Origin of the sequence: Hymenobacter siberiensis, assembly GCF_018967865.2 — a bacterium.
GTDB classification, from domain to species: Bacteria; Bacteroidota; Bacteroidia; order Cytophagales; family Hymenobacteraceae; genus Hymenobacter; species Hymenobacter siberiensis.
Map to the genome: position 1 here is coordinate 4024611 of NZ_JAHLZY020000001.1, position 12019 is coordinate 4036629.

The window sequence follows — 12019 nt, forward strand, 5'->3', positions numbered from 1 at the left end:
GATTTTCCTAGATTTTAACGAGCCCCACTCCCTCAACCAGTTGCATCTATGCTAGCGGAATTTACCACTGTATTCCATACTTACTGGACGCAGTTTCTGTTTGTGCTGCCGCGCCTGGTGATGGCGGCGGTGCTGCTGGCCGTGACGTGGCTGGCTTCGAGCCGGCTGCGCAGCTTCCTTACGGCCAGGCTCGCGGCTCATTCGGCCGACCCACTGCTCACCAACTTCCTCACCCAAGTGGGGCGCTGGCTGCTGGTGCTGAGCGGGCTACTGCTGGCCCTGCAAATCATCGGGTTTTCGGGCGTGGTGGGCGGGCTGCTGGGCGGGCTGGGCTTGTCGGCATTCCTGGTTGGCTTCGCTTTTAAGGACATTGCGGAGAACTTCCTAGCCGGCGTCATTCTGGCGTTCAACCGGCCCTTCAACGTCAACGACAGCATTCAGGTGAAGGACCACATGGGCCGGGTGATGGAGCTGAACCTGCGCACGACGCGCATCAAAACCTACGACGGCAAGGATATTTACGTGCCCAATTCGGTGCTGCTGAAAGAATCGGTCACGAACTTCACCCGCGACGGTTTCATTCGGCAGAACTTCCTGGTCGGCATCGACTACGATGCCGACGTGCCCACCGTGATAGAAGCCATCAGCGGCCAGCTGCGGCAGGAGGACGAAGTGCTTCAGACGATTCCGCATGAGCCCTTTATTATCGTGCACGAGCTGGCTACCAGCACCGTAAACCTGAAAGTGTTTTTCTGGACGGAATCGGAAGAATACCGACGCGGCGTGCTGGAGCTGCGCTCGCGCGTGATGAACCGCGTGAAAACCGTACTCATGGCCGCCGACAATGTGTCGCTGCCCGCCGACATTGTGGAGATGCAATTCCCCAAAAACCTGCCCGAGCTACGCGTACGGATAATAGACCAGGCCCCGGCCGGCCCGCCCGCTGCTTAAATATGCCCCTACCCTCCGGTGCGGCTCCCGCGCCTATCTTGCCGCATGTTTGACGTCCTGCTTCGCTTTCTGCATATTCGCTTTCTGCTCACCGATGACATGGCCGAGCCGACCGAGATTCAGGCGGACGTAGAGGCCGGAATTGCGTTTCGGGGCACCAATCTGTGGGTCTTGATTTTCGCCATTCTGGTGGCATCGGTGGGGCTGAACGTGAATTCGACAGCCGTTATCATCGGGGCCATGCTGATTTCGCCGCTGATGGGCCCCATCGTGGGCATCGGCTACGGGGCGGCCACGCTGGAGCTGAACCTGATTCAGCGCGGGCTCAAAAGCCTGTTCACGGCCTCGACGTTCAGCCTGCTGGTTTCGGCCCTGTATTTCCGCCTCACGCCCCTCACCGATGCCGGCTCCGAGCTACTGTCGCGCACCGTGCCCACCACCTGGGACGTGCTCATTGCCCTGTTTGGCGGGGCGGCCGGAGCCGTGGCCCTCACCCGCAAGGGCCACACCAACGCCATCCCCGGGGTGGCCATTGCCACGGCCCTGATGCCGCCGCTGTGCACGGCCGGCTACGGGCTGGCCACGGCGCACTGGTCGTTTCTGTTTGGAGCGCTGTATTTATTTTCCATCAACTGCGTGTTCATTGCCCTGGCCACGTTTCTGGTGTGCCGGGTGCTGCCGCTGCCCAAGCACACCTTCGTGAGCGTGAAGCGGGCGCGGCGGGTGCAGCTGGGCATTTGGGCGGTGGCGCTGCTCACGGCCGCGCCCAGCGTGTACCTGGCCGTGGGCATCGTGCGCGACGGCACCTTTACGCACAACGCCCAGCGCTTCGTAGACGAGCAGCTGAACCTGCCCGGCACCTACGTCGTCACCAGCCGCATCAAGCCCCGGGCGCACACCATCAACGTGCTGCTGGCCGGCCAGCGGCTCACGGCGGCGCAGCTGCAAAAGGCCCGCACGCAACTCAATAGCTACCGCCTGGCCGGTGCTGGCCTCACCGTGCGCCAGGGCTTGGCCCGCCTCGACTCGACCGACACGCAGGCTCTGCGCAGCAGTGTGCTCGAAGACGTGCGCAGCCGCCAGGAGCAAACCCTGGTGGGCTACGAAACCCGTTTGGCCCAGCTCCAAAAGCTGCTATCCAACCCCGATAGCGCCGCCGTTGGCCTGCCCGGCGCGGTTTCGCTGCTGCGCGAAGTGCAGATAGAGCACCCCGCCGTGCGCCAGTTGGGCCTGAGCCGCCTGGTGCGCCCCGCCGCCGACTCGCTGCGGGCCGATACCACCGTGCTGGTAGCCGTGCGCACCCGCCGCCCGCTGCCCACCGCCGAGGAGCGCCGCCTGGCCGCCTGGCTGAGCCTGCGGGCCGGCAACCGCCAGCACGTGCGCCTGCTCGTTGAGCCGCAGAACGCCCCGCCCCCCCGACCGTCCCCAACCCGCCGGAAATCGTCGCGCCGCAGGTAGGCGCAACGTCGCAAATGGGCCAGGGATGTACCCCTACGGGCGCCGAAACGAACTTGCCGGCCCCAACCGCGTAAAGCTAAAGAGTCATACAGGCTTCTATTCTCATTCTCAAAAAATAACCCCTCACACTATGAAGCATTTTCCCACAGGCTTCAGCTGCTTATTTGCCCTGGCTTGGCCTTGCCGGGAGCGGCTATTCGCTGGGCCATTCGGCCAGCGACGACCTCAAATCGACGAATCCCGCCGTGGTCCTGCAGGCCCAAAAGGTGGGTGACCTCCAGCAGCAGGTAGATGCGCAGGAGAAAGCCTACAGCGACCAGAAAGACGCCGTGAAAGACCGGGAACGAGCCGTCGATAAACAGAAAGAGGAAGCCGATGTCGATAAGAAGTGACTCGATGCCCTGAAAAGCCAGCTCGACGGTGCCAAACAGAACCTAAAAGGCGTGAAAACGCAGGCCAAAACCCAGTAGCGGGCGGGTATCGATTGTCGGTTATAGAGTGGCCGGTTGCCAGGAAATAAGCATTCTTGATAATGGATACCCATTGGAGTTGTTTAGAAAGTCACAAGGTACTCAAACGGTCATGCAGCGCGCAGCGAAGCATCTTGCTCGCATCGTTGAACGGGCCTGACGATGCGAGCAAGATGCTTCGCTGCGCGCTGCATGACCGTTCGGGGACTTTCTAAATAGCTTCATTAACTTACATCCAAACCATTATCCATGAGGCACTTGCTGACCGGATTCCGCTACCTGCTGGCCATGCTGAGCGCCCTGGCACTGCTGCTGACGTTGGTTTCGGTGGTGCCGTCGAGTGAATGGTGGGTGCAGATGCTGGGCTTCCCCCGATTCCAGACGCTGGTGGTGCTGACGGCACTGCTGCTGGGGTGGCTGGCACTGCGCTGGCCAGCGCACTGGCGGGTGCGGCAGGGGCTGCTTATCGGCCTGGGAGCAGGCATTGGCGTGCAGGTCTTTTTTCTGTGGCCCTACCTGCCCTTTGCCCCCAAAGAGGTGCCCAATGCCCCGGCCGGAGCCAGCACTCGGATTCGCATTTTGATAATCAACGTGTTGATGAAAAACCGGCAGGACGAGCGCCTACGGCAGCTGGTGCAGGCCGTGCAGCCCGATGTGCTGCTGGCCCTGGAACCCGATGCCTGGTGGGCACGGGCCCTGCGCCCCCTGCAACCCGCCTACCCCTACCGCGTAGAACTGCCCCGCGATAATGCCTACGGCATGATACTCTACTCGCGCCTGCCGCTGGCCCATACGCAGGTGCAAAACCTGCTCCAGCACGGCGTGCCGTCCATTCGCACGCGGCTGCGGCTGCCCGATGGCCGCCAGGTCACGTTTTTTGGCATTCACCCCACGCCACCCATCCCCGATACCTACCCCGACGGCGTGGGCCTGCGCGGGAAGGCATTGCAGAAGGTAACCGATGCGGTGCGGCAGAATGAGCGCCCCACCATCGTGGCCGGCGACTTCAACGACGTGAGCTGGTCGGGTACCATTCATCAGCTCACCCGCGAGGGCGAGCTGCACGACGTGCGCCTCGGACGCGGCCTCTACAACACGTTTGATGCCCGCTCGACGCTGGCCCGCTGGCCGCTCGACCACTTTTTTGTCAGTGAGCCGTTTCAGGTAGTAGCGCTGAAGCGCCTGCCTGATGTGGGCTCCGACCATTTCCCTTTGTACATCGAGCTGGCGCTGCCTGACCGATAAGCCTTTTCACTGATAAGCATCACGTTATATTTACTCAACCTTCTAACGCACCCAACCGATGAGCACCTCTTCTTTTTCCAGCATCTTACTCCTGGTCGGCGCCCTGGCCTTGGCGGGCTGCCAATCGGGGACCGAAGCACCCGTAGCGGCCGACCTCAATTCGGCTAACCCGGCCGTGGCCGAGCAGGCCCGTAAAGTGCAGGAGCTAACCACCCAGATTGCCCAGCAAAAGGCCGTTATCGAAACCGAGAAAAATAAGCTCACCGCCATCGAGCAGCAGCTGGAAGGGTCGAAGCAGAACCTGGAAGGCATCAAAAAAGAAGTACAGGCTACTCCCTAACGGCCCGCGCTACTGCGGCTGGCGCAGAAATATTTTCCGCACTTCGCTGTTTCCCTGCACCTCCTTATTTAGCTACATGGACTTTTCCATCGCCTGGCAGAAAATCAACCAGATGGGCCGCAATTTCATGGCCCTACTGCCCAACCTGCTCTTTGGGCTGGTGGTGTTCGTGGTGTTTATTCTCATTGTCCGCGGGGTGAAAGCACTGGTCGAGCGGCTGGTGCAGAACCGGGGCCAAAGCCAAAGCCTGAAGCTGCTGCAGAGCCAGTTATCCTACGTGGCCGCGTTGCTGCTGGGCATCCTGGTTACGGTTACCATCATGGTGCCCAGCTTCACGCCGGCCAGCCTTATCAGCGCGCTGGGCGTGGGGGGCGTGGCCATCGGCTTTGCCTTCAAGGACATTTTTCAGAACTTCCTGGCTGGGGTGCTGCCGCTGGTTACCGAGCCCTTCCGAATCGATGACCAGATTAAGTACAAGGACTTTGAGGGCACGGTCGAAACGATTCAGACGCGAGCCACCACCATCAAAACTTACGACGGCCGGCGGGTGGTTATTCCCAACGCCGAGCTGTTTATCAACGCCGTAACGGTGAACACGGCCTACGACAAGCGCCGCCTGCAATACGACATCGGCATTGGCTACGGCGACGATATCGACAAGACCCGCCAGCTCTATTATGGAGGCCATGAAGGACGTGGATAGCGTGCTGGCCGACCCCGTCCCCGAGGCGCTGGTAGTGGATTTGGCCGGCAGCAGCGTCAACATCCGCGCCCGCTGGTGGATTAACCCGCCGCGCCGCGCCGACATTATGGGCGCGCAGGACCGGGTGTTGGAAGCCATCAAAAACACGCTCACCGCCCACGGCATCGACCTGCCCTTCCCCACCCAGCAAATTCTGTGGCACGACCAGACCGAAGCCACCGACGGCGACCGCAAAAGCCAGCGCGAAGGCTGGCCCGCCGGTAAAGGCGACGTGCCCCAGTCGTGGGCCGCCGCGCAGCAGGAACAGCAAGCCGCCTCCGATGCCGCCGCGCCACCGGAGCAAGCGGGAAAAGCTGCCGGCTGAAGCCTGCCCCCTACCCGCAACAGGCCCGCCGATGCGACCCGAATAAACCGGGGCCGAGCGCGGCCACGTATCAACGGGTACCATACACTTCTATTTTTACTGCATGCTTGAGATTCACCGCACCTTTAATTTGCTTTCCAACAAGGTTATGAGCTGGGTGGAGCAGTTTATCCTACTGCTGCCCAACCTGTTCATTACTATACTGGTCCTCACGGCCACGGTATTTGCCGCCCGGCTCACGCGGCGGGCACTGGCCAGCGTGCTGCCCCGGATGTCGCCGGGGGCTGTCACGCTGCATAGCCTCATCAGCACGCTGGCGTATGTGGCGGTGCTGCTGGTGGGTATCTTTTTCGGGCTCGAAGTGCTGGGGCTCGATAAAACGGTAACGTCGCTGCTGGCCGGCGTGGGGATTATTGGCCTGGCGCTGGGCTTTGCGTTTCAGGACATTGCGGCCAACTTCATCAGCGGCATCATCATCGCCGTGCAGCGCCCTTTCACGGTGGGCGACGTGATTCAGACCGATGCCTTTTTTGGCACCATCGAGTGCATCAACCTGCGCACGCTCGACCTGCGCCAGGTAACCGGCGAGCTGGTGCGTATGCCCAACCGCAAGGTGTTCGAAAGCGCCGTGACCAACTACAGCGTCACCACCCGCCGCCGCGTGGACGTGGAGTGCGGCGTGGCCTACCGCTCCGACCTGGACCAAGTGCGCGCCGTGGTGCTGGCCGCGATGGAAGATTTCCCTGAGCTGCTCACCGAGCAACCGCCGCAGGTAATGTTCACCGGCTTTGCCGACAGCGCCATCACGTTCAGCCTGCGCTTCTGGATTCCGTACCGCCGGCAGGTCGACTACGTGGGGGCCAAGAGCGAGGCCATTATGCGCATTAAGCGAGCCTTCGACGCGGCCGGCATCGTTATCCCCTTCCCCATGCGCACCCTGGAATTGCCGGCCGAAGTGCTGGCCCGCCTGGGCGGCGCCGTGTAGCCATATAGCGAAGCTGTTTAGAAAGTCGCATTGCGCCGGTCCGACCGCCCTAGGGCGGTCGGACCGGCGCAATGCACCGGAGCTACACGCGGGTCAGCGCTCCAACCACAACCCCAGCCCCCCGAACGGGGTACCCTATAAGGAACTAGCCCCGCACCGCGGGGCCCACGCATACCAACTCCGCAACCTGATGACGAAACATACCTATGACATGGGCCTGATTGGCAATTGCGCCTTTCTGGGCCTCATTGGCACCGATACGGCCGTGCGCTGGCTTTGCTGGCCGCGCTTCGACAGCAGCTTTGTGTTTGGCAGCCTGCTCGATGAGGACAAGGGCGGTGAGTACAGCATCCGGCCCGCCGCCGGCATTACCGGGCCGGGCCGGCAGTATTACCAGCCCAACACCAACGTGCTGTGTACCGAAATCGAAACCGAGGACGGCCGCTACCGCGTCACCGACTTCGCGCCCCGCTTCCCGCAGTATGAGCGGTATTATAAGCCGCTGATGTTTATCCGGAAGGTGGAGCCGCTGAGTGGCGCGCCCCGTATCCGGGTGGCCTGCCGGCCGGTGGGCAAGTACGGCGAGCTCGCCCTCACGCCCCGCCGCAGCTCTAACCACATTGCCTTTCTGGGTCTGGAAGAGGAAATCCGCCTCACCACCAATATCCCGCTCACTTACATTTTCGACGAGGAAGATTTCGTGCTGAACGAAACCAAGTACCTCGTGCTCACCTACGGCGCGCCTTTGGAAGCTCCCCTGGAAAGCACTGCCGAGCGGTTTCTGCTGGCCACCGCCGCCTACTGGCGCGACTGGGTGAAGAGCACCAGTATCGGCAGCTTCCACCAAGAGCAGGTCATTCGCTCGGCCCTGGCCCTGAAAATCCATCAGTACGAAGACACCGGGGCCGTGATTGCGGCCAGCACCACCAGCCTGCCCGAAGCCCCCGGCAGCACCCGTAACTGGGACTACCGCTTCTGCTGGATGCGCGACACGTACTACATCCTCACGGCCTTCAACAACATCGGCCACTTTGAGGAGTTGGAGCGGTATTTCCACTTCATTGCCAATATCAGCACCAAGGTGAAGGATAAGTTTCAGCCGCTGTATGGCATCGGCGGGGCCTCGGAGCTGACGGAAACGGAACTGCCGCTGGCCGGCTACCTCGGCAACCAGCCGGTGCGCATCGGCAACGATGCGTACACGCACATTCAGAACGACGTGTACGGGCAGGTGCTGGTGGCGCTGCTGCCGCTGTACGTGGATAGCCGCTTCCGCGACCCCGAGCGCGTGGCCCCGCTGGGCCTGGTGGAGGAGTGCCTGCGCCTCATCGAAACCACCATGGACCAGCCCGACGCCGGCCTCTGGGAGTTCCGCCACATTGCCCAGAAGCACTGCTACACCTACCTTTTTCACTGGGCTGGCAGCCACGCCGCCCGCCGCGTGGCCCAAAGTCTGGGCGATGTCGAAATGGAAATCCGGGCCACCGGCCTGATGGAGAAGTCCCAAACGCGTCTGGAAGAGTGCTTTAATGCCGAGCGCGGCGTGTACACCAACGCCATCGGCTCGCCGCACCTCGATGCCAGCACCATTCAGCTCATCACCATGGGCTACCTCGACCCTTCATCAGAAAAGGCCAAAAACCACCTCGTCGAGCTGGAAAAGGAGCTAATGACGCCCGAGGGCCTGTTCTACCGCTACCGCCACCCCGACGATTTCGGCACGCCCGAAACCACGTTCCTCATCTGTTCCTTCTGGTACGTGGAGGCCCTGGCCTGCGTCGGCCGCCTCGACGAGGCCATCCGCGAGTTTGAGCACCTCACGTCCTACGCCAACCACCTCGGCCTGCTGAGCGAGGACGTGGACGCCAAAACTGGCTCGCAGTGGGGCAATTTCCCGCAGGCTTACAGCCACGTGGGGCTGGTGAATGCGGCTTACCGCATCGCTCAGCGGTTGGATAAACCGAGCTTCGTGGGCTGAAGTGAGTAGACCAATAAAAAAGGACGTCCTGCTGAACTGGCTCAGCAGGACGTCCTTTTTGTTGGAGTCTGTTTAGGACGTCGCGTTATTCCGGTCCGACCGGTTGTCGTTAGCATCGGTCGCACAACCGCTGGCGGCGTTCTGGCGGCAACCGGTCGGACCGCCTAGGGCGGTCGGACCGGAGCAACGAACCAGCGCCGACTTCCTAAATAGCTTCATGGACTGGCAATCTGCCGGACTAAAGCGGAAACGCTTATTTTGACGCAGCTTTGCGCGGCCATTCGTTGCCATTATTTCTCCTCCCATGTCCCTCCCCCTCGTAGCGCCCCTGCCTCCCGATGCCAATGCCGAAGTAGCGCAGCTGGCCACTTTTTTCAACGAAACGCTGGGTTTCTGCCCCAACAGCGTGCTTACTATGCAGCACCGGCCGGCCATTGCCACGGCGTTTATTGAGCTGAATAAGGCCGTGATGGCCAACCACGGCCGCGTGAGCAGTGCCCTCAAGCGCCTCATCGGCTACGTGAGCAGCCTGGCGGCGGGTTGCCAGTACTGCCAAGCCCACACCATGCTGGCTGCCGGCCGCTACGGAGCCGAGCAGGAGCAGATGGACCACATCTGGGAATATGCCACGCACGCCGCCTTCTCGCCGGCCGAGCGCGCGGCCCTGGACTTTGCCGTGGCCGCCTCGGCCGTGCCCAACGCCGTGAACGAGGCCATTGCCAGCAACCTTCGCCAGCACTGGAACGAGGGCGAAATCGTGGAAATACTGGGCGTCGTCAGCCTCTTTGGCTACCTAAACCGCTGGAACGACTCAATGGGCACGCACCTGGAGCCCGGCGCCGTGGCCCTGGGCGAGCAGCAGCTGGCCAGCCACGGCTGGACGCCCGGCAAGCACGCCTGAACGGTGTAGAGACGCGACACCTCGCGTCTCATCGTTGAACGAAGGCTGGCCATTTGACGCAGCCAATGAGCTAAACGCACTGATTCAACCAGCGTGTAAACGACATCAGCAACGAATAGAGACGTGAAGTATCACGCCTCTATTCGTTGCTGATGTCGTTTGTATCCGTCATGGTTTTGGTCGTTCAACTCGAATTGTTCAACGACGCGACGCGAAGTGTCGCGTCTCTACCTCGTTATCACACAATCAATTGTCGCAGGAGCTTCCGCACATCCGTGGGCGAGGCGATGTGGAAGCGGGCGGCCGAGTGTTGGGCCTGACCCACGCGCACGGTGTAGGCTTCGGGCGGCAAGGCACGGAAGGTATCCTCGTCGGTGCGGTCGTCGCCGATGGCCAGCATGAAGCCGGGCTCGTATTGGCCCAGCCAGCGCACGGCCGCTGTGCCTTTGTTGATGCCGGCATTCTTGATTTCGAGCACTTTATTGCCTTCCAGCACCTGCAAATCGGTGTTGGCGGTGATGAAGCTGAGGTGGCTGAGCAACTCGCGGGCGCGTACCGGGCCCAGCTCGGCATCGGCGCGGCGGTAGTGCCAGACAAGCGAGTAGTCCTTCTCCTCGATGAAGGAGCCGGCGGTGCGGGCCACGTACACTTCCAGCACCGGGCGCAGCTCGCGCTTCCAGTCGTTGCGCAGGGGTTGGAACAGCTCCCATTCGGTCGCTTCGGCCCCGCGCAGCCACACGCCGTGCTCGGCAATGAAGTGCAGCGGCAGGTGGCCCAGCCACTTTTGCAGGGTGTTACGGTCGCGGCCCGAAATCACCACCACGCGGTTCTGCGGGTTGTCGGTGAGGGCACGCAGCAGCAGGCGCAGCTCCTGGTCGGGGGCGGCGCGGGTGGGGTCGGGGTGGAAGGGCACGAGCGTACCGTCGTAGTCGAGCAGCAGCAGGCGCTGCTCGGCAGCGTGGTAATCGGCCAGCAGCATGGCGGTGGCGGCTTCGTCGAGGTTGGCCGTGGCCAGGGTTTCTTGCTTCATCTTGGTATAGGCCAGCTGGTTCATAAAAAGTTTGGTCCAGGCAAACACGTTGTAGCGCTGCACCAGCGCCTGCATGTTGCGCATGCGGCGTTCCTGCTCGTCGTCGGGCATCACCAGGGCCTCGTGCAGGGATTCGGCTAGGGCGCGGGTGTCGGTCGGGTTGATGATGAGGGCATCGGACAGCTCGCGGGCCGCGCCGGCGCGCTCGCTCAAGATGAGCACGCCCCGATGGTCGAGCCGGCTGGCCACGTACTCCTTGGCTACCAAGTTCATGCCGTCGCGCAGAGGCGTTACCAGGCCCACGTCGGCCATGGCATAAAGTGCCGCCAGCTCGGGCAACGGAAACGAGCGGTAGAAGTAGTGCACCGGGCTCCAGCTGATGGTGCGGTACTGGGCGTTGATGCGGCCCACCAGTTCATCGACCTCCTCTTTTAGCGACGCATATTGCGCTACCTGGTCGCGCGAGGGCACCACCACCATAATCAGGCTCACTTGCCCGCGCCACTCGGGATAGCGCTCCAGCAGCTCATTAAAGGCCCGCAGGCGCTGCGGAATGCCCTTGGTGTAGTCCAGGCGGTCGATGCTGAGGATGACGCGGGTGTTGCCCAGCGCCTGCCGGTACTCGGCCGTGTGGGCCTGCGCTTCTTCCGAAGCGGCGGCCGTGGCGTAGCGCTCGTAGTCGATGCCCATCGGGAAAGCATCGACGCGCACGGTGTGGCTGGGCGTCTCAATCTGGCCGTTCTGGTTGGGCAGGCCCAGCTGCTGCGATACCGCGCTGAGGAAGTGGCGCATGTAGCCAAAGGTGTGAAAGCCAATCAAATCGGCCCCCAGCATGCCGCGCAGCAGCTCCGTGCGCCAGGGCAGCACCCGAATCAGCTCGTACGACGGAAACGGGATGTGCAGGAAGAAGCCGATGGTGGCCCGGGGCCGGGCGCGGCGCAGCAGCTCGGGCAGCAGCAGCAGCTGGTAATCGTGCACCCAGATAATGTCGTCGGGGCCGGACTGGGCCAGCACGGCCTTGCAAAATTTCTCGTTCACGGCCACGTAGGCGTCCCAGTGCTCGTCGACGTAAGTAGAAAACTCGGTGAAATAATGAAAAGTGGGCCAGAGCGTGGAGTTGCTGAAACCCTCGTAATAGTCCCTGATTTCGTCTTCGGTGAGGAAAACCGGGGCCATGTTGTCGGCGTGCAGCTCCTGGGTAATGAAGCTTTCCTCGGATTCGTCGTGCACAAACAGGCCGGGCCAGCCCACCCACACGTTGTCGCCCTGGCGATAGATGGAGCCCAGGCCAGTGGCCAAGCCGCCCTCGCTGGGCTGAAAAGTGAGGCCGTCGTCGGTACGCTGAACTTTGGTGGGAAGACGGTTAGAAACAATAATCGTTTTTGACATAGCAGAAGGGCTGAATCAGCCAAAGGAGTTGTTTAGAAAGTCACAAAAGGTACTCAAACGGTCATGCAGCGCGCAGCGAAGCATCTTGCTCGCATCGTTGAACGGGCCTGACGATGCGAGCAAGATGTTTTGCTGCGCGCTGCATGACCGTTCGGGGACTTTCTAAACAGCTTCAAAGACAGAACGCGAGAAAAAAAGGAGCGGG

At 61.9% G+C, this 12019-nt stretch carries 11 protein-coding genes; 10 read left to right on the top strand and 1 reads right to left on the bottom strand.

Annotation, left to right across the window (positions count from 1 at the left end; translation table 11 throughout):
• Positions 1-48 precede the first annotated feature (48 nt).
• The 10 genes from KQ659_RS17900 (at position 49) to KQ659_RS17945 (ending at position 9395) form a co-directional block, all read left to right on the top strand.
• A complete protein-coding gene (locus KQ659_RS17900; protein WP_216679834.1) occupies positions 49-951 on the top strand; it encodes a mechanosensitive ion channel family protein in 903 nt (300 codons plus the stop codon).
• A 45-nt stretch (positions 952-996) separates the two neighbouring features.
• A complete protein-coding gene (locus KQ659_RS17905) occupies positions 997-2409 on the top strand; it encodes a DUF389 domain-containing protein (RefSeq protein ID WP_216679833.1) in 1413 nt (470 codons plus the stop codon).
• Between the two features lie 164 nt (positions 2410-2573).
• On the top strand, positions 2574-2801 hold the full coding sequence (locus KQ659_RS17910; RefSeq protein ID WP_216688104.1) for a hypothetical protein: 228 nt from the start codon (positions 2574-2576) through the stop codon (positions 2799-2801).
• A gap of 336 nt (positions 2802-3137) precedes the next feature.
• Complete coding sequence (locus tag KQ659_RS17915) at positions 3138-4124, top strand: endonuclease/exonuclease/phosphatase family protein (protein WP_226930035.1); 987 nt, start codon at positions 3138-3140, stop codon at positions 4122-4124.
• Between the two features lie 58 nt (positions 4125-4182).
• Positions 4183-4464 (top strand): hypothetical protein, encoded by a 282-nt coding sequence (locus KQ659_RS17920; protein WP_216679830.1) that lies wholly within the window; start codon positions 4183-4185, stop codon positions 4462-4464.
• Between the two features lie 76 nt (positions 4465-4540).
• Entirely contained in the window at positions 4541-5167 is a 627-nt protein-coding gene (locus KQ659_RS17925) for a mechanosensitive ion channel family protein (RefSeq protein WP_216688102.1), read from the top strand.
• Positions 5151-5531: a mechanosensitive ion channel family protein gene (locus KQ659_RS17930; RefSeq protein ID WP_216688101.1), complete on the top strand. Its 381-nt coding sequence runs from the start codon at positions 5151-5153 to the stop codon at positions 5529-5531. Before KQ659_RS17925 ends, KQ659_RS17930 begins: the two co-directional genes overlap by 17 nt.
• Before the next feature lie 103 nt (positions 5532-5634).
• Positions 5635-6516, top strand: a complete 882-nt coding sequence (locus KQ659_RS17935; protein ID WP_216679827.1) for a mechanosensitive ion channel family protein — start codon at positions 5635-5637, stop codon at positions 6514-6516.
• Between the two features lie 190 nt (positions 6517-6706).
• Complete coding sequence (locus KQ659_RS17940; RefSeq protein ID WP_216679826.1) at positions 6707-8494, top strand: glycoside hydrolase family 15 protein; 1788 nt, start codon at positions 6707-6709, stop codon at positions 8492-8494.
• A gap of 304 nt (positions 8495-8798) precedes the next feature.
• The gene (locus KQ659_RS17945; RefSeq protein WP_216679825.1) at positions 8799-9395 is read left to right on the top strand and encodes a carboxymuconolactone decarboxylase family protein; all 597 of its coding nucleotides are present in this window, start codon (positions 8799-8801) and stop codon (positions 9393-9395) included.
• Between the two features lie 238 nt (positions 9396-9633).
• On the opposite strand, the gene KQ659_RS17950 is transcribed toward KQ659_RS17945, so the two are convergent.
• Positions 9634-11814 (bottom strand): bifunctional alpha,alpha-trehalose-phosphate synthase (UDP-forming)/trehalose-phosphatase, encoded by a 2181-nt coding sequence (locus KQ659_RS17950; protein ID WP_216685929.1) that lies wholly within the window; start codon positions 11812-11814, stop codon positions 9634-9636.
• Positions 11815-12019 lie beyond the last annotated feature (205 nt).

Coding starts and splice junctions, on each gene's coding strand:
- KQ659_RS17900 (WP_216679834.1), top strand. CDS start 49: ATGCTAGCGGAATTTACCACTGTATTCCATACTTACTGGACGCAGTTT.
- KQ659_RS17905 (WP_216679833.1), top strand. CDS start 997: ATGTTTGACGTCCTGCTTCGCTTTCTGCATATTCGCTTTCTGCTCACC.
- KQ659_RS17920 (WP_216679830.1), top strand. CDS start 4,183: ATGAGCACCTCTTCTTTTTCCAGCATCTTACTCCTGGTCGGCGCCCTG.
- KQ659_RS17925 (WP_216688102.1), top strand. CDS start 4,541: ATGGACTTTTCCATCGCCTGGCAGAAAATCAACCAGATGGGCCGCAAT.
- KQ659_RS17930 (WP_216688101.1), top strand. CDS start 5,151: ATGAAGGACGTGGATAGCGTGCTGGCCGACCCCGTCCCCGAGGCGCTG.
- KQ659_RS17935 (WP_216679827.1), top strand. CDS start 5,635: ATGCTTGAGATTCACCGCACCTTTAATTTGCTTTCCAACAAGGTTATG.
- KQ659_RS17940 (WP_216679826.1), top strand. CDS start 6,707: ATGACGAAACATACCTATGACATGGGCCTGATTGGCAATTGCGCCTTT.
- KQ659_RS17945 (WP_216679825.1), top strand. CDS start 8,799: ATGTCCCTCCCCCTCGTAGCGCCCCTGCCTCCCGATGCCAATGCCGAA.
- KQ659_RS17950 (WP_216685929.1), bottom strand. CDS start 11,814: ATGTCAAAAACGATTATTGTTTCTAACCGTCTTCCCACCAAAGTTCAG.